Source organism: Mesobacillus foraminis (genome assembly GCF_004340465.1).
GTDB lineage: Bacteria > Bacillota > Bacilli > Bacillales > Cytobacillaceae > Mesobacillus_B > Mesobacillus_B foraminis.
In genome coordinates this window covers 29504-47652 of sequence record NZ_SLVV01000006.1, presented here as the reverse complement: position 1 = coordinate 47652, position 18149 = coordinate 29504, and the positions used below count along the sequence as shown (strand labels likewise).

Here is an 18149-nt window from a genome sequence, read left to right as displayed (position 1 = left end):
TATAAGTTAATTTTCTTTCCGGAACGCTTTTCCCAGGACGTCCTTTCCTCCTGTTACCGGTATAATGCCTCCTGTAATATAGCCTGATTCATTCGAAATCAGAAAGGATATGACCCTTGCGATATCCTCACCTGTACCGGGTCTTCCCACCGGAACAGTCTCATCCGCACTCCCGACTGTATCAGCTATATTTTTTTCCTTCCAGTCACCCACAATGTCTCCCGGGCTAACCATATTCGCTGTAATCCCATGCTGAGCTTCTTCAAGTGCGATGGTCTTTGTCAGGGAAGCAAGCCCAGACTTTGCTGCTGCAAAGGCTGATCTGTAAATCCAGCCTGGAGCCGATTCTACACGGTCGAAACCAATGGTGATGATTCTGCCCCAGTTCCGCTGACGCATGACAGGAATGATCAGGCTGGAAAGGTAGAACACACTGTTAAGATTGCCGTTGATAAGGTATTGCCACTCCTGGACAGAGTAGTCAGCCATCCTTTTTCTTTCATGAACATAAGGACCTGCATTGTGAACGAGAATATCAATAGAATTGAATGCAGACAATGAATCCCTGACTATTTGAACGCACTGTTCAAAGTCGGTGATATCCCCTTTGGCCAGCAGCACCTTAATACCAAATTTCTCTGTCAGTTCTCGTCTGAGCGCTTCTGCTTTTACATGATTGGAACGGTAATTGATTATTAGATTGATTCCCTGTAAAGCTAGCTGGCATGCAGTCTTCCTGCCAATTCCGCTGGCTCCGCCTGTAATTAATGCCGTTCTATTTATCACACCATACCCCGCCAATCCATTCGACATTGATACCATTATATTAAATAGAACCGAAATTATATGCAAATGTTAGGAAACTTTGTTACGTATCACATACTAAAGTTTTCTTAACGGCTGGGCACTGGCCTGCATAGAATGTAAGTACTGACAGCTGATTATTGCAGTTTTTATTAGACGTAAGGAGGGAGGTACAATGTTCCCCTGGAACCTGCATGAAGGGATAAAAAAAAGAGTAGAGAATATGAACCCCGAGGAAATAGATAAATATGTTCAGAGCATGGTTGCCAAAATGTTCCCCCAGAATATGGAGGGGGTGATGAATCCACAGGAATGGCTAAAAGGCATTCAGGGCCTGCAGCCTGACCCCGGGCAAGCGGAAGCGAGACTTAATGCATCTGTTTTTGAAACACACGAATTCGTTTTTATTCGTATTCCCATCAAGGATGACGCATGGCTTAAGAACATGAAGATTCTTCATACCTCCAACCAGGCAATCATTAAGAACATTCCTCAATCGGGAGAGCAACATACAATACCGTTGCCAGCAATTGTGAAGAAAAAAGGCGCAATTGCTTCTCACCGGGATGGAATTCTTGAAATTAAGCTGCCAAGAAGCTTTCATACCCAAATTTCCGAGATCAACGTTCCCGACATATAAAAAGTAACAGAAGGAGGAACATGCCATGGAGGTTGAAAAGCTCAAATATTGGCTGGATTTAACCAGGCAATATGCCGCAGAAAGCTTTTGGAAAGAGGCTTTCAGCCAGGAAACTAACCCCTTTCTTTCCAGCGGCCATATTCAGAACCTGTCACTCGCACCCAAGGGAGGTTCAAGCGAGTGTTTTCCACGGTGCGATTTATATAAGTATAAAGATAAACTGTTTGTTGAAGCTGAGCTGCCAGGCATGGCACGGGAACATGCAGCAATCACCCTCAAAGGGAAACAATTAACCATTCGCGGCCATTACTCCACTTTTAAACCCAATCTCACCTATTTCTTAAAAGAGCGATGTGACCAAAGTTTTGAAAAAAACATTAACCTGCCGTTCAGAGTCAATCATCATGAAATTCAGTCAAACCTCGATAAAGGGCTGCTGACAATCATTCTTCCCATTATCAGCGAAGAAGAAGCTGTTCCTATTCATATTGAACATTCTGCTTCCGCAGAGGCATCCCATCAGCTTCAGGAATAAGCTTTCCTTGCCTAAAAATAAAAACTGCACCCCAAATCTGCCAGAGGAGCCTGACAATTGGGGTACAGTCTTACATACTGCATGATAAATTATTTCCCGATAAACATTTGTGTCCAATAATTTCCTTCTGCAACATGGCCTACACCGATATGTGTAAAGTTGGCGTTCAAGATGTTTTTGCGGTGACCTTCACTGTTCATCCACGCCTGAACTACCTCTTCAGGAGTCTTTTGGCCCATCGCGATATTTTCACCTGCAGCTTTATAAGAAATACCGAATTTCTTCATCATATCAAATGGAGAGCCATAGGTTGGACTTGTATGGCTAAAATATCCTTTTGCCTGCATATCCTTTGATTTTTCTCTTGCCACTTTGCTGAGCTCTGTATCAAGAGTTAAAGGCTTCAAACCATTTTTGGCACGCTCCTGGTTGGTCAGGTCGATAACCTTTTTTTCATAAGCGCTTATTTGTGAAGCAGTATTGGCTGCCTCTTGTGTTTGTTCAGCAGCTGGTGCCGGAGCAGTTGCCTGCTTTGCAGTATTTTGAGCTGGCTTAGCCTCAGTTTGAGGTACAGGCTGCTGTACTTGATTTTGATTGGCCGGTGATTTTACTTGATTCCAGAGAGCTGGTGAATTAGCGAATAATTTTTTTAGAAGATTATTAATCTGTTCCTGATTTAAATTCCCATTTTGATAATAGATAACCTTCGCCTCGCCAGTTGGATAAATTGACGCAGCATCGGCTTTGTCCGTGATTGGATTGACTGCTAGAATTGCTGCTGCAGCCGCAATTGAAAGTATAAACTTTTTCTTCATCCTTGTTTCCTCCCCAAATGATTTCTAAGTGTCTCTATCTCTTGCAACATCATCATATCACGGATTTTTTGTAATATTTCTGGGAGAAAACGGGAATTGAAGGTATTTCAAAATAATATTATTCCGTACTTTTTTCAGTTATTCGCAGCAAAGTCAGTATTTATAAGTGATTGCCCGCAGATTAAGGACTGAAGCTTTTTAATTCACTATCAAACAAGATTGATAGATTTATCATGTTTTGGAGAAAATAGACAGTAAATAAGGGTTGACAAGTTATTTAGATGGCCGCCTTTATTACAACTCTTACACATCTATGACAAAATGGCAGAGTTTGAAACAAAATTTTTTCCTGTTAGAATCGAAAGAGGTACAGGCGGACGATTTGCAAGCTACCTTACTAGACAAAAAAAAGCGCTTCTCTGCCCCCCCTCCCAGCTATTGCATTTCGGTGCATAAGCTTGCATGCAGCTGGATAAGTTTAACCTTGTCCTCATCAGTCAAGCTAGATTCAGCTATCCTTCTAGTCGCCATGAAATACTTTTCATGCAAAGGCCGCCTCACTCGAGGATGTGAATTCTCATCCGTCAGGTCCCTCCTTATTGCTTCCCTAAGCGTTTCTTCTTCGTTTATTCCCGGAAGCTGGCGGTTATTCCAAACTTGACGGTATCGATTCAGTAAGTGGACATAATCCATGTTCGTTGGTTTCACTCCTTTGCACTTCAATCATTTATTGGCATTTTTACATAAAGGGTTGTGTTAATGCAAAAAATAGTTCCAATTCTACTTAATGGAGGGAAATTGAATGACAGTACCTTATCGATGCCCAAATTGCAGAACCAATAAAAGCAGGTTTAACCTGATTCATCAGGTTCCCCAGTCTGTTAAATTGAATCCTCAATCGGGTGAGATCATCGAGGAGTACACTGAAGACCAGCTCAACCCTTTCCATTCACCTTATCGGGGGCCGGAGATGAAAGTCCAATGTGCAGTCTGCGGCTTGATTGAAGATGAAAGGACTTTTATAAAGTTTGGTGAGCTGAATTAACAGAAGAAGGCTGAACCTATTCAGGCTCTGCCTTCCCTTATCTTGCAAGCACTTCAACTTCCTCGAGGAATTGTTTTGAGTCAACCTTCCAGGGTCCCCATGGTGAAAACCGGACTATTGTTATGGTTCCAATGTATTTCTCAGGTCCAATTCCCTTCAGCTGGAGCGCTAATTCCACCGGAACAGACAGTGTCAATGCATCCCCAATATTTTCAGCGGGCAAAGCCGGCATCCGCAAGACGGTTACGTTTTCAATTTGATTAATAATTTTCTCCCTGTCCGGCTTTTGAAGGGCTGCATAATGGATAATTTTAAGGTCCTGCTGTTTTAAACCTGCAAAATACGCATCGACTAATTCATATGGGCCTGCACTCTCAAAGTAATTGTCCAGCTCTCCTGCTGCTTTAAAAATCATCAGTTTATGGGAAAGGTCCATAGAGCTTGTCCGATGAGTTTTGCTGCCGTAAAAATGAATACAAAAATGCCCGGGAAAATTATTATTAAGTGCACCTGCTCCGTGCGGCATTCCGTGCATGGAAGCCGCTATCATCTTCCCCTTGACAATAACAATGATCCCCCGGCGTTTCCAGCTCCATTTCCCGTTGTAAATATGTTTCATAATTTTCGTATCTTTGGTGGTTAAAGGCTGTACATCGGCATGACGGCTTCCCGCCCTCCGCTGAACATGAAACTTTTTCCCTGTTTCAAGATCCTGCACCGTAAATTTACTGTAACGGGGAATGAGTTTATCTGCCTGCTCCCAAGAAATCATTTCAACTGTGTTTTTTTCCCCCTGGATCACTGAGGCGTCCGCTGTAAATAAAAGTAAAAGGGCCATTGGAATAACTACGAATTTCAAGCTGTTCACCCCTTCATTAAATTAAAAGTCTGCGAAGAAAGTTTCTCCGTTTTCCCCTGGTCCTATTCGTTCACGGACAGCAGAAAAAAAGCCTGCAGAATTACAGGCTTTCATTCTTCCTTATGGTTGGCGACATATTCCTTTGCTTTATCAATGGCAATGGGAATCGCTTTTCCTTCGTCGTAATGTTCTTCAGTTAGTAAAGCATTGGCTATTTCAATGGCTTTATTTCGTACATCGGGATCCAGGTTTTTCATTGAAACAGGATAATCGTCCTTTGTCCAGGGCATCTTCATCAACCTTTCTTATCGGGGTTAAGATCTATATACCCTTGATGGACAGGAAAAAACGAATTAATTCTCCAGAGCTTCCAGTTTCAGCTGAATCTCCTTCCAGTCAATGTCCTGCCCAATGAAGACAATCGTAAGCGGCAGTTTTATATACTCCATCATAAATAGCGGCGTTCCATAGGAATACTGAAACAAATCAGGATATTGAGAGTCTGAAAATTGAATGTAGCCTTTTATTCGATAGATTTGGTCAGGCAGGCTTCTAAGAAATTCTTCAAAACGCTCCCGGTTTACAGGTTTTTGAAACCGGTGCACAAACGTACCCAGGCGCAGTGCTTTATGGACATGCGCAGTTTTTGACTCCCTTTTAGGAGCAAATGCCATGTCCTTCAGTTCTCGCTGTGATACCCTTGAATAGGTTGTTAATATGCAACGCGCCTCCGGATTTATGGACTGAATTTCCATCGACACTCTGGCCTGCCCGGAATCTGAAAGAAGATCTGATTTATTGATTAATATTAAGTCCGCATGCCTTACCTGCTCCAGTAATAGCTGCTGGAGCTGGGGCTGGAACTGTGACCGTGCAGCCCATAATGTCCCGTCCACCGTGGTGATGATCCCTCTCATCTCAATTTTTCCCGCAAACAACGGTGACAATACAGAATCCAGAACCTCAACAGGATGTGCAGCTCCTGTTGTTTCAATATAAATGGCATCTGGCTGGTGCTCCACCAGCAGACCCTGAAGCTGTCCCTCAAGTTTATCCTGTATGGTGCAGCAGATACATCCTCCAAGCAGTTCCCTTAATGGCACGTCTTCCCCGACTGCGTCCGAATCGATTGAAATTTCTCCCAGCTCATTCATAAGAACGGCAACTTTTCGCTTTTGCTGCTGCTCCAGCTTAAGGATCTGTTTCAAAAGGGTCGTCTTTCCAGTTCCAAGAAAACCTGCCAATATGTATATCTCGGTATTTTTCATTTTGTTCCTCCGTTCCATCCATTCATTTTAACGGATTGAGCTATTTCTTACAAACACAATGGGTGTCTGGTATAATACAACGATAGAAAGAGGTGGGTGCCCTGCTTGAATACACTGGAGAGCGAATGATTCCAGAAAAAATGAAAATTACAAATGGGATGCTGCTGGAGCATCTGGCACGTTATTACTTTGCCATGCATTATGCAAAAGGAAGAATTCTCGACTTTGCCTGCGGGACCGGCTATGGAAGTAAGCTCATTGCCAGGTCATGCAAAGAAACAGCTGAAATTGTTGCCGTTGACATTGATGCATCAGCGATTGAGTATGCACTGAAGAAACACTACCATCCTAAGGTCAAGTATGTAAAAAGTGATGCGACAGACACTGAAATAGCAAACAGGCTTGGGCTATTTGATGTAATTATTTCTTTTGAAACTCTTGAGCATGTAAATAATGAAACGGCCTATCTCCAAAATATATTCCAGATGCTAAAACCTGGGGGAACGCTCATTATTTCCACTCCTTTTGGAGCTGGGCGCGGCAAGCCAACAAAAGAGCCTTTCCATATCCATCAGTTGACGGAGGAAGAATTCCTCACACTTTTCAACCATTATTCAGAAGTCGATTTTTATTATCAAAAGAGTGTCCTGATTGAACCAAAGCGGCCAGGCAAGCATTACCCGTTCGGAATTGCTGTTTGTACGAAGTAAAAAACTCTCCGGCCCACAGGTCCGGAGAGTTTTCTTATTTATCCAATTCTTTTTTTAATACTTCAACTGCTTTTTTCAGCTGAGGATCGTCTTTGGTCATTTTATCGCGGACAGCCGTCATCAACTCGACTGTTGAACTGTCAGTAAGGATTCCTGTTTGCTCCAGCGAATGATCTTTCTGGAATTCCTTGACCGCTTCCTCTGTCTTGTCATCATAGAATCCATCTTCACGCCCAGGCTCAAAGCCAAGAACCTTCAGCATTTTCTGCGCCGATTTCACCTGCTCTGAAGCAGAAGACAGTTTCAACTCGTCCTCAGGGTCAATAAACGGAAGAGACGCGTATTCTGGCATGGCTACTTCATAATCAGGCTTAATTCCTTTTTTGTGAATCCAGTTTCCTTCAGGAGTAAGCCATTTTTCGGTAGTCAGCTTAATATTGGATCCATCCTCAAAGTCTTCAGCACGCTGCACGGTTCCTTTCCCGAACGTTGTTTCGCCGACTAAAGGAACACCCGCAGATTCACTGACAGCACCTGCAAGGATTTCTGAAGCACTTGCACTCCCCTTGTCTACCAGCACCACCAACGGAAAGTCGGTGTTTCCGCTGCCTTCTGAAGGATATTCCTGGACATTTCCTTCCCTGTCTTCCACCTTAAAGAGAATTTTACCATTAGGCACAAACTTGCTTGTAATCTTTACCGCCTGGTCCAGAAGGCCCCCAGGGTTTTGGCGGAGGTCCAGAACAAGACCTTTCATTCCTTTTGATTCAAGGTCTTCAAGAACCTTTACCAGTTCATCAGATGTATGATCGGAGAAATTAGTGATCTGCACTCTGCCAATGCCGTCCTCCATCATGGTTCCGTATACCGTCTCAATTGGAATCGTATCCCTCGTAATGGTAACGTCCATTGGTTCCGCATTGCCGCGGACCACCGACAATTTTACCTTTGTTCCTTTCTCTCCCCTTATTAAAGCCACCGCTTCCGTAGTGCTCATACCCTGGATGCTTTTCCCATCAACAGAAAGGATTTTATCCTCCGGCTTCAAACCAGCTTTTTCCGCAGGTGAGCCCTTAACAGGAGTAACAATCACAATATGGCCATCCCTGGACTGGATTTCTGCTCCAATTCCTTCAAAAGAGGCAGAGATGCTTTCATGGAAGCTTTTCGCATCTTCCTGGGTCATATAATCGGAATAAGGATCATCAAGCGATTCAACCATTCCATCAATCGCTCCATTGATCAGCTTCTCTTCGTCAATTTCAGTATAGTAGCTGTTCCTCAAGGTGTCATAGGCATCATAAAGCTTTGAGAATTCTGCCCTTTCCTTAATGATTTTCACTGCTGGTTCATCATTGCCGAATGCCAGGGCAAAGGTTGTAATCCCTGCCGTAATGAACACAACAAAAAATAACAGCATGGCGAAATGAAATTTTTTGATGCGAAGAAAGTTTTGCTTCGTTTCGGCATCCCCAGAAAGATCAGAACGTGCTTCGTTTTCTGAACCCTCATTATTCACTTTTTCCTGATCCAATCCATTCACCACTTTCAAAAACTCTAAATAAGGTTATTGACCTTAATAATTGTTAGAATAACATTTTTATAAAAAAATTAACAGAAAAATAATGCCGGCAAGTTAAACACTGACCATAATGGCCTGTTTTCCCCTGCAAAAAAGGCAGTTCTGTTTACAACTGCGTCAGACTATAGATAAAACTCAATGAAAATTCGTATTTTGCCTACAGTCTTTTTTTTTGGTTAGTGGACAAAGTGGGCTGTTGAATTCGTCTCCAGCCGCTTCGCTTTCCGCGGGGCTGGCGCTAAGCCTCCTCGTCGCAGGCTCCTGCGGGGTCTTAGCTGTCCAGCTGATCCCGGAGGAGTCTGCGCGCCTTCCACTCCAATCAACAGGTTTTCAAACTGTACAACCAAGCCTATTATGGTGATGAGTCGCTTTCGAAAAACCAATCCAACGGGACCAATCTGAGACAATATTGGAAACTATAGGAAACCATCAAGCGAATATTCGCAAAAATAAAGCATAGAATGCGTTCAACAACCCAAAGGGACTTAAAAAATGGTCAAAGCAGGCGATGCTTACTTTCTCTAGCTTGAACCTGAAAAAAGATAGCCAAAAGGACATGGAAGAGTCTAATAACGGACCAGAGCGCAAAGTGGGAGTTTTCTCTCCTATTGTAAAAACTCAATAATAGCCCAAAAGGGGTTCGGAAAAGAACCATTCCGAACCCCTTTTGGCAACAAACTGAGGCAGTTCTGTCTGAACTGCCTTTTTCATGCCACTTCATACCCCTGGCTTTCAATTGCTTTTTCTAACTCTTCCATGGAGACTTCGGAGGCCTCATACTGCACTTCCGCTGTCCTGTTTTGATAAGAAACCGTTACAGCTGATACACCATCCACCTTCAACAAGGCATTTTTCACGCTCTCTTCGCAATGATCACATGTCATTCCGTAAACATGAATAGTGGCAATTTCCATTGATGTATTCCCCTCCCGTTATTCAATCTTTTTTTGCGTCTGCCTGCCTTTCATTTTCCCTGTCCGTTTGGCCTTTAATCATGCCCGGACTAAAGATACTTTTCTTGTTTTCTGACTGGAATATAAAAACCCGGCATTTTGCCGGGCATCGTGTCTATATTTTCTTGACGATTTCAAAGTATTCTTCAAGGGTCCAATTGTTCTTGTATATTTCAGCTGCCGCTTTTTTGCCAACATACCTGAAATGCCAGGGTTCATACATATAACCCGTAATTTTTTCCTTTCCTTTTGGATACCGGAGGATAAATCCGTACTTATGGGCATTATCTGCCAGCCACTTACCTTCTTCCGTCTGGCCAAACTGTTCATTTAAATTCAGTCCGGCGCTTTGACTTGAAATATCCATTGACAGGCCTGTCTGATGCTCACTGTTACCCGGTACGGCAACTGCCTGGGCAGCCTTCTCTTCCCCAGCATTCTGAACTTCCGCTTCAAACAATTGATTCTGGCGTTTATATGAGCGGTAACCAGAAACGGCAAATAATTCAAATCCATCTTTCCTGGCTCCTTCAAACATATTTTCCAGAGCATCAGCGGCTTCCTTCCTTAACAGCGCCTTTTCAAGCTTCTGGCTGCCAAACGAAAACGACACATCGGGCCTTGTTAAATCATTGGGTATATAGGTTGAAGGCAGCGCATATACCTTGTTGACCAGCGCCATGGTATTGAGAGGATTCTGGATGATTTCTTTGCCATCCACCTCTTTGACTGTATTAAAATAAGCCGCCTCTAACACAGGGCCCTCAGGTACGGTTTCTGTTTCTGGCTCGGGCTCGGAATTTTGCTGATTTGAATTTCCTTCATTTAATTCAGGGTTGTCCACTTTTTCATCCGTGCTTTCCTGATGCCCGCCGTCAAGATTTAGAAACGGAATTTTACCTGGAATAGATTCCAGCTGGGAGCATCCGGAGAGGAGCAGGGCTGAAGTTAATAATACAATTTGTTTTTTCATAAAATCCACCATTCTTACATTGTTTCAAAAGCAATACACCTATTCTATCATGACTTGCCATCCATGCGTTAGCTCAATTTGCACCAGTTTTTAACATTATGGTGAATTGAAGCCCTTAATAAAAAGGCTCTTTCCCGCTGGAAAGAGCACATAAACCTATTCTTTAACAACAGCCTCCAGGGCAACTTCAATCATCTCATTAAAAGTAGTCTGGCGTTCTTCAGACGTTGTTTCTTCACCCGTAAGAATATGGTCACTGACTGTAAGCACGGAAAGGGCTTTCCGGTCAAACTTTGCTGCCAGGGTATAAAGGGCAGCTGTTTCCATCTCAATAGCAAGGATATTATATCTTGCCCATTTCTCCAGATCACTGTTGTCATTGTAGAACATATCAGCAGTAAAAACATTTCCTGCTTTAAGATTCAGTCCTTTTTGCAGACCAGCGTGATAAGCATTCATCAGCAGGTGAAAATCAGCTGTTGGTGCATAGTCTACACCTCCAAAGGTCAGCCGGTTCATTTGCGAGTCTGTGGATGCACTCATAGCCAGAATAACATCCCTAACCTTAACATCCTTCTGGATCGCACCGCATGTCCCGACTCTGACCAGTGTCTGCACATTGTAGCTGTTCATCAATTCGTTAATGTAAATTGAAATCGAAGGAACCCCCATGCCCGTTCCTTGAACAGAAATTCTTTTACCTTTATAAGTTCCTGTGTAACCGAACATATTTCTAACTTCATTATATAACTGGGCATTCTCTAAAAACGTTTCCGCAATGTATTTTGCGCGAAGCGGGTCCCCTGGAAGCAGTACTGTTTCAGCAATTTCATTTTCTTTTGCACCGATATGTACACTCATTTTTATCCTCCAAATATGTCAGACATGTTCGTTTGTAATAATACCATAATCTATTCCAGCTGGAAAATCTTCCGTGAGATTATTTTTAAGGGGAAGGGAAAACTAAAAGAGGCGGAGGTTTCATATAGAACAACCAGAAAGCCTGAAACAGACCTCTGTATTTTCTAAATGAATGGGAAGGGAGTGTTTCTGTTGGGTAAAAAACACCGAAATCGAATCAACTCACCAAAAAAGAATAACCACATCCCTCCGGAAGCGATCATTGCGGAGCATGAGGCACATGCAAAAGATATCATTTCCGCCAAGGAGAGAAAAAGCTAATAAAAAAACGATGAAGCGGCTGCTTCATCGTTTCTTTTAACAGTATCGGCTAATAGCTGCATGGAGCTTCTGTGACAAATTTGGAACATCATTTCTAGTCACAGTCAGAACTACATTGCTCTCATCCATTTCAAAGGCTTCAGCAAGGAACCCGCCAAGACCTCTTGCCTTTCGGTCCACCTGCATAAAAATCTCGACTTCATTCTCGGAAACAGGAAAGAATACCATCTCTAATTCATCAAGCTTCCCTCGGAAAGAACCTGAAATCGGAACAAACTCAAATTCCTGGACGAACGGATAGTTCCTGCGCAAGCCGTGAGGAGCCTGTTCACAATCCGCATTCCTCAGCCTGAAGCCCAAATCCTCTGCTGCACTAAAGATCGAATCCATCAATGAATTAGGAAGAACCTTTAAAGAATCCTTGTCTGAAGGGTCAACAGCATTTTTGATATCCAGTCCCGTTGCAACCCATATTTTCGTCCGCCCAATTGATACAGGAACATCGATTGGGAGAATGAACGAAAACGGAATCTCTTTTGTTTCCGAAGGTTGAATCGTAAACGGATCATTAAGGCGGAATCGATCAATTGTCGCAGTCGCTGTATACTTTTTATCATCAGATTCCTTAATGTAAGTTGTATGTAACGACAGATATATTTCGTCTACCTTTTGTTCTGTCCTGCCTCCCTTTACGTGGACAATCCCTCTGACTTCTTCCCCGGGAACGACTGTGTCACTTTCAAGCCTTGTATCGACCTGGGCCGAACCGATTCCGATACTGGCGAATACCTTATTAAAGATTGACATTTTCATTTCCTCCTCTGCCTGTTTTATGTACTATTTTATTAAAGTCCTCATATATATCTTTCCACCCCTGATAGGGCTTTTCCTCCTGAAGGAGTTTGCGGATTACGAACGTGCTAAAAGGCGGCAGCTTCAATTCTTCCTCCCAGCAGAGTTCCTTTTGATTCTCGCCAGCTTCAAAACCAGAGAACAGCAGGAATAGAATAAGATGCCCCAGGCCATAAAAATCACTCTGATAGGAGGCTTCCTTGAGCAGGTTCGCTGGTTTGCGGCGCCAAGGATTCGTGTTTCTCTCCAAACTCCTTGCAAGCCCGAAGTCAATCAGCTTCAATTCGCTCCCCTGTACCATAACATTCGGTATCCTGATATCTCTATGGACAATCCCCCTGCTGTGGATATAGCCGATAATCCGGATTATTTTCATGCCTATTGTAAACGCCTGGTGTTCGCTGTACGTTTTTCCATCTTCAAAAATTAATTGTTCAAACGTTTTCCCATGGATCTGTTCCATTGTGAAATAGGGAACGCCCTGATGCTCCCCAATACAGTAAAATTTCGGAATGGCTGGATGACAAAAGGATTGTAAAAGCTCCGCTTCCCGCATAAAACTTTCCCTTCCCCGCCGTGTCAGCCGTTTATGGAGGCGGAGTGATTTTAACACAGCCTGCCTTTGTTCGCCGCAATCATAAACAAGATAGCTTCTCCCGTAGCTTCCAGTTCCAAGGAGGCTGTCAATCCGGTGGCGGCCGCCGATGATTTCTCCTTTTTTATAACATTGTTCCATTGCATCAGAAAACCCAAGAATCAGAGATTTAATCATGTGCTGCCTTCCATTCGATCAAAAGTAGATCAGCTGCTGTAAAAACTGCTGAAGCTGCGGCTCTTGTGCTTCCGCTTATAGTAGTGATGCCCCATGCTTGAATGCTTGTGGTGTTTGTGTTTCTTCCAGCTGTCACTTGAGCCGTAGTGTTTTTTCTTGCCCATGGCATTTTTCATCACTGAATTAATGATTTTTTTGAGCACGCTTCGTCCTCCCTCTTTTACCTTATATGGATATATACGAATATTGCCTGCACAAGTTTCATTTTACTATCTATTTTTTACCTTAAAAAGACGGACCAGACCGGCCCGCCTTCTTTACTCATTATCGACTTCTTCGTCGATAATGCTTTTATCAAGCAAATATTCAAAAGTGATATCTGCGATTTCCTCCAGTTCTTCTTCAGTGGGAACGTATCCCCTCTTTACCAGCTCATGAAAGAAAAATTCAGCTATTTCTTCCGTATCGATAATGACTTCGATCTCTTTCACAGAATCGCCCCCCTTTTTACAGAATGTATGAAGCACAGATATTTTTCATTCCTAGTTCTGTACAAAGTAATATTTTCAAAGAAGGCTAATAAAATTGAACTGTAATAAAAATTAATTCTATGGTCTAGCTGGCAATGGACAAGCATAAATTGTTAAAAAATGGACGGGGTGATCATATGGAAAAAATTAAAGCAGCGGTTCAAACATTCGTTGAAGACATTAACAGTGAGGACAGTGCAACTATCGAAGTTTTCGGCCAGACCACAAACTGGCTATTCAGCCTGATCTTATTCCTTGGAGTTCCATTTTTGACCTTTGTGATTTTTCAATTTATCACTCTGATTTAGACATCGTTCTTCCGTCGTTGTTCACAATTATGGCTAGCTTTCGCAGGACCACTTTCATGACATGAGCATATTCATCGTCTCCAAACCAATTATAAAGGATCCGATAGTCATTATAAATGTCCAGCAGGCTATCAATTTGAATCCGTTTCTTGTTCTTTTTTCTGAGTTCGTCTTTTTCAGCGTTTTTTCTCGTATTTGGCGCAGCTGATTTTTTATCATTGGCAGGGGCTGGCAAAGCCTTCTTCTCATTGGAATACAGCAAACCAAGCTTTTGAATAAAAACCTCAGCGCTCTCGGCATCCGCCACGAGAGTCAACTCTTCTTCTCCGGCTTCCAGCCATTCCCCGTCTTTTATACGGGATAGCTCATAGATGACATCCTCCCAGGAATCCTCCTTGTATCGCCAGATTTCCGTCCGGAATCCTACTATTTTAAATAGATCGGAGCCATAGCCTTTCACTTGGACAAGATCTCCGAAAAAAAACTTATATTCTATATCAATATGCTCTTTTTCAAGGAGCTTTCCTTCATATTCAGACAACGGCAGCAGACTTGATTCAAGATATAGCCCCTGGCTTTTATTAATCTCATAGACATACAAGCCATCAAGCCATTTAACATTTGTAACCTTACCCACTGTGCCATAAATTGTGATCACGACCGTATCACCGATTTTATATTTCGGTTCCTTTCTTTTCTCCATTTCCTCCATCCTCTCAATGATGCGTCGTGAATTTTGTTACCACATTATATGCGCTTGATGGAAAATCGCCACGCCAGGAGAAAAGAAAACCATTGACTTTGAAGACTGTTTAGTCCAGGCGCTTTGCTTTCCGCTAGGCCGGCTGTCTGCCTATCGATGGGAATGCCACTGCAAGACCTCTGTCCCGCTGATCCCGCTGGCGCAATCGCACCCACACCTACAATCAACTGTGTTTAAAATTTATGTAAACGTATTACCAAGACTATTTTAAAATTGATAATTATAAGGCTTGGGTGATGTAAGCTTTTGAAAAACAACCTAATCTAACGAAATCAACTAGAGAGGTTGCTATAGATCAAGTTGTTCAGCAAAACCAGTTTATCTGGAGAAATGGAAGCAGCTCATGATTTTCCCTTCATTTATGAAGTGGGGGTAGATGTATTTTGAAGGTGGCCGCCTTAGTAGTGAATCTGACATTATTTATAAAGCTCCCTTTCATTCGTACCTTAAGCATCAAAAATAATACAAAACAAAATGGGTTCGGAATGTGAGGATTCCGAACCCATTTGTCTCCAAACTTAGGCAGAGTAGAGTATAATATCTACCCCTCTGACTGAAGATATAATTCCCACGCCTCATCAAAAATGGCCATGCTTTCCAGATATTGCCCATTAAACTCAAGGTAGGTACTTATCTCATCATAGTCCTCGGAATTTTTTGGGAATCCATGGTCCTCATATGCACTATTGGCAAATGCACTAATGGAGTCTTGGGGCTTTGGATGTCTATATTTCATTAAAAAATGGTAGAAGCTTCTAAACATTTCTCATACGCCCTTCTATCGTAAATATATGTACTATACTATATACGATTGGTTTATATCCGTACAAGGTTTTTCCCCCAATTTTATTGTATCCCCAATGCCAATTTACTCCAGCCTTTTATACCTTTCTTCTTCTCATGCACGGATCTATAAACCTATTTATTAAGTTATAAGATCCTTGTCGCTACAGCCTGCCCGTCACCACGCACTAAAACAAAAAGCCAGATGCAGAGTAAATGCAACTGGCTCCTTTAAACGGGACTCAAGAACAGAACAAACAGGGCTTGGCCCAATAAACATTTAATGTGTTTTGCCTTCTGGAGACCTTCCTATGCAGCTTGCTTTAGTCAGGATCTAGCAATATTACGGAATGCAAACACTTTGTTGAATATTTAGAAAGTTACTTATACATTATGTCGTCCCGTAAAGTAGCAACCTTGGTCAAAGCCTGGTCAATATCATTTTCACTTACACCAAAATGGGCGAGCGCCTTATGTAAATGCCTGACAATGGCATCGAAATGCTCCGGCTGTATATTCATCCCTTGATGTGCTTTAGCCATAGAGTTTCCGGAATATTGATTAGGACCGCCAAGGGCAAAGCTAATAAACTTTGTCTGATGCCGGCGCTGTTTCTCCATATCTGTGTCCTTGAAGAACTGGTTTACAGTTGGATCCTTTAAAACCAGCTCATCATAAAAATAATCCACAACTTTGCCAATCGCTTCCTCCCCGCCAACCTTTTCATATAGTGATTGTTCCATATCAGTAACACCCCCTTTTGTTTTCAATCATATATAAATTACCCTGAATTACAAGCAGTATGCATTTATGCTACCACTTTCTGTAACCGGAGATAGAGCTAGTTAAAGCAGTAGCACCATTTCTCTGTCAGGTGTTTCGTCGTTTTCAAAAATGCATACTCCGGCTTTAGCCATCCCACTTTATATAAAGAAGCAATATGTAAAATAGCCTGTCCTGAATTTTCTTGGATGAAACCTTTCTTGCATTCAACCGTAAATAAACTAATAAGCAACCTTAAAGGGGAGATTTTATGGGTAACATGTTACTATTTTCATTGATTGCGGGGCTGGGTTCTGCGCTGCTGCTCTACCCGTTCTCAAGAAATAAACAACAGGAAAATGAAAACACCAAAAAGGCATTTCCGGCTATAATGGTTACAGCTGTCCTTGTCTGTATGTTAAGCGTCTTTGTCTTTTATTATCTAACCAATCGGGACCTCAATTTCTCATCATTGTGGGTATTCTTCATTTTAATTGCGGCGGCAGGAGCCGTTTTGGCCAAAGGCAAGGAAAGAATCATCAAAGGAATTCTTTTCCTCGGCAGTCTCCTCCTCGGTATTTATCTCCTGTCTGCCTTCTTATTCAATGCAAACGAAAAATATGAGATTGCAAAAATGGCGACAAAAACTGAAATCGAGACATTTGATGAAACTGAAACGCCGGCAAGTGTACCACCGCAATTTGCCAGGAATAAAATGAAAAAAGCTTTTGGCCAGGTGCCAAATACGAGCTATTATGAGCTTGGAAATTTACAGATTCAAAAGGTAAACGGAGAGTATGTTTATATTGCACCAGTTGAGTTTTCCGGTTTCTTTAAATGGGTGAACGGAGATGTAACACCTGGCTATTTTACCATCAGTGCGACCGACTCTTCCGCAAACCCTAAATTTATCAAAAGCGAAATGTCCTATACTCCTTCCTCATACTTTAATAAGAAAATCGAACGTCATATAAGGATGAAGTATCCAAAAGAAATTTTCTACGGAGACGTCCAACTGGAAATTAACGATGATGGAAAACCATATTATATCCGTTCTTTCGGCGAATTTGTTTCTGCACGCAATGGTTTTGATGTAAAAGGAGTTGTTGTTGCAGACCCAGCGAACGGCGAAATAGAATCCTATAATTTAAATGAAGTTCCTGAATTTATTGACGGTGCAGTATCTCCGGAAGCAGTCAGCCTGCAGAATAGTTATTTCGGCAATTATATACATGGATTCTGGAATAGCAAGTTTGGAAAGAAAGATGTAAAACTTCCTTCAGATGAGGGGACGGAAGCGAATGTCAGTCCTATTTTCGATGAGAATGGCGAGATGTTCTATTTCACTGATTTCACGTCGCCCAAGGAAGGGGTAGATTCCATGCTGGGCTACTCTCTTACGAATTCCAGAACCGGGGAAGCGACCTATTATACAGGAAATTTAGAAGAATCGTATATGGATTCGCAGGGAGCCCTTCAGATTATTGAAAAGAAATTCATTGAAAAAAAATGGAATGGAAAGATGCCGATTCTTTACAATTTCTATGGAGAAGCCAGCTGGCTGACACCTGTACTGGATGCAAATGGTTTCCTGCAAAACTACTTTATTGTATCAGCAGCCAATCCGGAAATATCCGTATATGGAACAACTCCAAATGAAGCCTTAAGGTTATATAAAACGGCATTGCAGAGAGGCGGAGGTTCGGTTGATGGAAGCTCAAAGGCAGAAGAAAAACAAATCAGCGGAACTGTGCTTAGAGTCTACAAGGAAAAAACAGGCGATGCCACAGTGGTTACCTTCTTCCTAAATAACAAGAAGAATTACACCATTTCTTCGGAAACCAGTCCATTAGCCATTTATCTCCAAGAAGGCGATAAAGTGAGAGTTAACTACCTGGATACAGGAGAAGTTTTCCTTCCTGCCAAAGAACTAGTTATTGAAGGCCTTGAATAAGGAAGAAGCCTGTTACCGCGGCCAGTTTTGGCCAGGGAACAGGCTTCTTTATTGACGGG

General features: G+C 42.4%; 25 protein-coding genes. 7 read left to right on the top strand and 18 right to left on the bottom strand.

What is annotated here, in order from left to right:
- Positions 1–6: 6 nt before the first annotated feature.
- Positions 7–786 (bottom strand): SDR family oxidoreductase, encoded by a 780-nt coding sequence (locus tag EV146_RS11385; protein WP_132006004.1) that lies wholly within the window; start codon positions 784–786, stop codon positions 7–9.
- Between the two features lie 193 nt (positions 787–979).
- Between EV146_RS11385 and EV146_RS11380 the strand changes: the two genes are divergently transcribed.
- Together EV146_RS11380 and EV146_RS11375 are read left to right on the top strand one after the other, a co-directional pair.
- Positions 980–1444, top strand: coding sequence for an Hsp20/alpha crystallin family protein (locus tag EV146_RS11380; protein ID WP_121612157.1), 465 nt, complete (start codon positions 980–982; stop codon positions 1442–1444).
- 25 nt (positions 1445–1469) lie between these two features.
- Positions 1470–1979, top strand: coding sequence for an Hsp20/alpha crystallin family protein (locus EV146_RS11375; protein WP_132006001.1), 510 nt, complete (start codon positions 1470–1472; stop codon positions 1977–1979).
- Positions 1980–2068: 89 nt separating this feature from the next.
- Here the strand turns inward: EV146_RS11375 and EV146_RS11370 are convergent, their stop codons facing one another.
- Together EV146_RS11370 and EV146_RS11365 are read right to left on the bottom strand one after the other, a co-directional pair.
- A complete protein-coding gene (locus tag EV146_RS11370) occupies positions 2069–2794 on the bottom strand; it encodes a CAP domain-containing protein (protein ID WP_132005998.1) in 726 nt (241 codons plus the stop codon).
- Between the two features lie 435 nt (positions 2795–3229).
- Positions 3230–3502, bottom strand: a complete 273-nt coding sequence (locus tag EV146_RS11365; protein ID WP_241993897.1) for a hypothetical protein — start codon at positions 3500–3502, stop codon at positions 3230–3232.
- Between the two features lie 94 nt (positions 3503–3596).
- On the opposite strand from EV146_RS11365, the gene EV146_RS11360 reads away from it, so the two are divergent.
- Complete coding sequence (locus EV146_RS11360; protein ID WP_121612153.1) at positions 3597–3839, top strand: DNA alkylation repair protein; 243 nt, start codon at positions 3597–3599, stop codon at positions 3837–3839.
- 37 nt (positions 3840–3876) lie between these two features.
- Here EV146_RS11360 and EV146_RS11355 read toward each other — a convergent pair whose 3' ends face one another.
- From EV146_RS11355 to EV146_RS11345, 3 genes are all read right to left on the bottom strand, one after another.
- Positions 3877–4707, bottom strand: coding sequence for a hypothetical protein (locus EV146_RS11355; protein WP_373566058.1), 831 nt, complete (start codon positions 4705–4707; stop codon positions 3877–3879).
- Between the two features lie 101 nt (positions 4708–4808).
- Positions 4809–4988, bottom strand: coding sequence for a DUF2188 domain-containing protein (locus EV146_RS11350; RefSeq protein ID WP_121612152.1), 180 nt, complete (start codon positions 4986–4988; stop codon positions 4809–4811).
- 63 nt (positions 4989–5051) lie between these two features.
- Entirely contained in the window at positions 5052–5966 is a 915-nt protein-coding gene (locus tag EV146_RS11345) for a CobW family GTP-binding protein (protein ID WP_132005995.1), read from the bottom strand.
- A gap of 125 nt (positions 5967–6091) precedes the next feature.
- Between EV146_RS11345 and EV146_RS11340 the strand changes: the two genes are divergently transcribed.
- The gene (locus tag EV146_RS11340; protein WP_181215860.1) at positions 6092–6676 is read left to right on the top strand and encodes a class I SAM-dependent methyltransferase; all 585 of its coding nucleotides are present in this window, start codon (positions 6092–6094) and stop codon (positions 6674–6676) included.
- 34 nt (positions 6677–6710) lie between these two features.
- Here EV146_RS11340 and EV146_RS11335 read toward each other — a convergent pair whose 3' ends face one another.
- From EV146_RS11335 to deoD, 5 genes are all read right to left on the bottom strand, one after another.
- Positions 6711–8210, bottom strand: coding sequence for a lmo1851 family serine protease (locus EV146_RS11335; protein WP_277873213.1), 1500 nt, complete (start codon positions 8208–8210; stop codon positions 6711–6713).
- A 224-nt stretch (positions 8211–8434) separates the two neighbouring features.
- Positions 8435–8665, bottom strand: coding sequence for a hypothetical protein (locus tag EV146_RS26995; protein WP_158287075.1), 231 nt, complete (start codon positions 8663–8665; stop codon positions 8435–8437).
- A 300-nt stretch (positions 8666–8965) separates the two neighbouring features.
- Positions 8966–9172 carry a heavy-metal-associated domain-containing protein gene (locus tag EV146_RS11330; RefSeq protein ID WP_132005992.1) on the bottom strand — a complete coding sequence of 69 codons (207 nt, stop codon included), beginning with the start codon at positions 9170–9172 and terminating at the stop codon, positions 8966–8968.
- Positions 9173–9326: 154 nt separating this feature from the next.
- Positions 9327–10184: a M15 family metallopeptidase gene (locus EV146_RS11325; RefSeq protein WP_132005989.1), complete on the bottom strand. Its 858-nt coding sequence runs from the start codon at positions 10182–10184 to the stop codon at positions 9327–9329.
- Positions 10185–10340: 156 nt separating this feature from the next.
- Positions 10341–11045: a purine-nucleoside phosphorylase gene (gene deoD / locus EV146_RS11320; protein WP_132005987.1), complete on the bottom strand. Its 705-nt coding sequence runs from the start codon at positions 11043–11045 to the stop codon at positions 10341–10343.
- A 192-nt stretch (positions 11046–11237) separates the two neighbouring features.
- Between deoD and EV146_RS28145 the strand changes: the two genes are divergently transcribed.
- Positions 11238–11366 carry a hypothetical protein gene (locus EV146_RS28145; RefSeq protein WP_258235911.1) on the top strand — a complete coding sequence of 43 codons (129 nt, stop codon included), beginning with the start codon at positions 11238–11240 and terminating at the stop codon, positions 11364–11366.
- Between the two features lie 36 nt (positions 11367–11402).
- Here the strand turns inward: EV146_RS28145 and EV146_RS11315 are convergent, their stop codons facing one another.
- The 4 genes from EV146_RS11315 to EV146_RS11305 all read right to left on the bottom strand — a co-directional run bounded on the left by EV146_RS11315 (position 11403) and on the right by EV146_RS11305 (position 13481).
- Positions 11403–12173 carry a sporulation protein gene (locus EV146_RS11315; RefSeq protein ID WP_132005984.1) on the bottom strand — a complete coding sequence of 257 codons (771 nt, stop codon included), beginning with the start codon at positions 12171–12173 and terminating at the stop codon, positions 11403–11405.
- Positions 12160–12990 carry a serine/threonine protein kinase gene (locus tag EV146_RS11310; protein WP_132005981.1) on the bottom strand — a complete coding sequence of 277 codons (831 nt, stop codon included), beginning with the start codon at positions 12988–12990 and terminating at the stop codon, positions 12160–12162. Before EV146_RS11310 ends, EV146_RS11315 begins: the two co-directional genes overlap by 14 nt.
- 29 nt (positions 12991–13019) lie before the next feature.
- On the bottom strand, positions 13020–13193 hold the full coding sequence (locus EV146_RS27545; RefSeq protein ID WP_181215859.1) for a hypothetical protein: 174 nt from the start codon (positions 13191–13193) through the stop codon (positions 13020–13022).
- A gap of 114 nt (positions 13194–13307) precedes the next feature.
- Positions 13308–13481 carry a YozD family protein gene (locus EV146_RS11305; RefSeq protein WP_121612145.1) on the bottom strand — a complete coding sequence of 58 codons (174 nt, stop codon included), beginning with the start codon at positions 13479–13481 and terminating at the stop codon, positions 13308–13310.
- A gap of 176 nt (positions 13482–13657) precedes the next feature.
- Here EV146_RS11305 and EV146_RS26990 point away from each other — a divergent pair, with 176 nt between their 5' ends.
- Positions 13658–13828, top strand: a complete 171-nt coding sequence (locus EV146_RS26990; RefSeq protein ID WP_158287074.1) for a hypothetical protein — start codon at positions 13658–13660, stop codon at positions 13826–13828.
- On the opposite strand, the gene EV146_RS11300 is transcribed toward EV146_RS26990, so the two are convergent.
- The 3 genes from EV146_RS11300 to EV146_RS11290 form a co-directional block, all read right to left on the bottom strand.
- Positions 13815–14531, bottom strand: a complete 717-nt coding sequence (locus EV146_RS11300; RefSeq protein WP_121612144.1) for a hypothetical protein — start codon at positions 14529–14531, stop codon at positions 13815–13817. The two genes, EV146_RS26990 and EV146_RS11300, sit on opposite strands and share 14 nt — an antisense overlap.
- A gap of 601 nt (positions 14532–15132) precedes the next feature.
- Positions 15133–15354 carry a YozE family protein gene (locus EV146_RS11295; protein ID WP_121612143.1) on the bottom strand — a complete coding sequence of 74 codons (222 nt, stop codon included), beginning with the start codon at positions 15352–15354 and terminating at the stop codon, positions 15133–15135.
- A gap of 400 nt (positions 15355–15754) precedes the next feature.
- Positions 15755–16117 carry a group I truncated hemoglobin gene (locus tag EV146_RS11290; protein WP_132005978.1) on the bottom strand — a complete coding sequence of 121 codons (363 nt, stop codon included), beginning with the start codon at positions 16115–16117 and terminating at the stop codon, positions 15755–15757.
- A gap of 290 nt (positions 16118–16407) precedes the next feature.
- Here EV146_RS11290 and EV146_RS11285 point away from each other — a divergent pair, with 290 nt between their 5' ends.
- Positions 16408–18090 (top strand): MFS transporter, encoded by a 1683-nt coding sequence (locus EV146_RS11285; protein ID WP_132005975.1) that lies wholly within the window; start codon positions 16408–16410, stop codon positions 18088–18090.
- Positions 18091–18149: the final 59 nt, after the last annotated feature.

Coding starts and splice junctions, on each gene's coding strand:
- EV146_RS11380 (WP_121612157.1), top strand. CDS start 980: ATGTTCCCCTGGAACCTGCATGAAGGGATAAAAAAAAGAGTAGAGAAT.
- EV146_RS11375 (WP_132006001.1), top strand. CDS start 1,470: ATGGAGGTTGAAAAGCTCAAATATTGGCTGGATTTAACCAGGCAATAT.
- EV146_RS11370 (WP_132005998.1), bottom strand. CDS start 2,794: ATGAAGAAAAAGTTTATACTTTCAATTGCGGCTGCAGCAGCAATTCTA.
- EV146_RS11360 (WP_121612153.1), top strand. CDS start 3,597: ATGACAGTACCTTATCGATGCCCAAATTGCAGAACCAATAAAAGCAGG.
- EV146_RS11350 (WP_121612152.1), bottom strand. CDS start 4,988: ATGCCCTGGACAAAGGACGATTATCCTGTTTCAATGAAAAACCTGGAT.
- EV146_RS11345 (WP_132005995.1), bottom strand. CDS start 5,966: ATGAAAAATACCGAGATATACATATTGGCAGGTTTTCTTGGAACTGGA.
- EV146_RS11340 (WP_181215860.1), top strand. CDS start 6,092: ATGATTCCAGAAAAAATGAAAATTACAAATGGGATGCTGCTGGAGCAT.
- EV146_RS11330 (WP_132005992.1), bottom strand. CDS start 9,172: ATGGAAATTGCCACTATTCATGTTTACGGAATGACATGTGATCATTGC.
- EV146_RS11325 (WP_132005989.1), bottom strand. CDS start 10,184: ATGAAAAAACAAATTGTATTATTAACTTCAGCCCTGCTCCTCTCCGGA.
- deoD (WP_132005987.1), bottom strand. CDS start 11,045: ATGAGTGTACATATCGGTGCAAAAGAAAATGAAATTGCTGAAACAGTA.
- EV146_RS11315 (WP_132005984.1), bottom strand. CDS start 12,173: ATGTCAATCTTTAATAAGGTATTCGCCAGTATCGGAATCGGTTCGGCC.
- EV146_RS11310 (WP_132005981.1), bottom strand. CDS start 12,990: ATGATTAAATCTCTGATTCTTGGGTTTTCTGATGCAATGGAACAATGT.
- EV146_RS26990 (WP_158287074.1), top strand. CDS start 13,658: ATGGAAAAAATTAAAGCAGCGGTTCAAACATTCGTTGAAGACATTAAC.
- EV146_RS11300 (WP_121612144.1), bottom strand. CDS start 14,531: ATGGAGAAAAGAAAGGAACCGAAATATAAAATCGGTGATACGGTCGTG.
- EV146_RS11295 (WP_121612143.1), bottom strand. CDS start 15,354: ATGTTTAGAAGCTTCTACCATTTTTTAATGAAATATAGACATCCAAAG.
- EV146_RS11290 (WP_132005978.1), bottom strand. CDS start 16,117: ATGGAACAATCACTATATGAAAAGGTTGGCGGGGAGGAAGCGATTGGC.
- EV146_RS11285 (WP_132005975.1), top strand. CDS start 16,408: ATGGGTAACATGTTACTATTTTCATTGATTGCGGGGCTGGGTTCTGCG.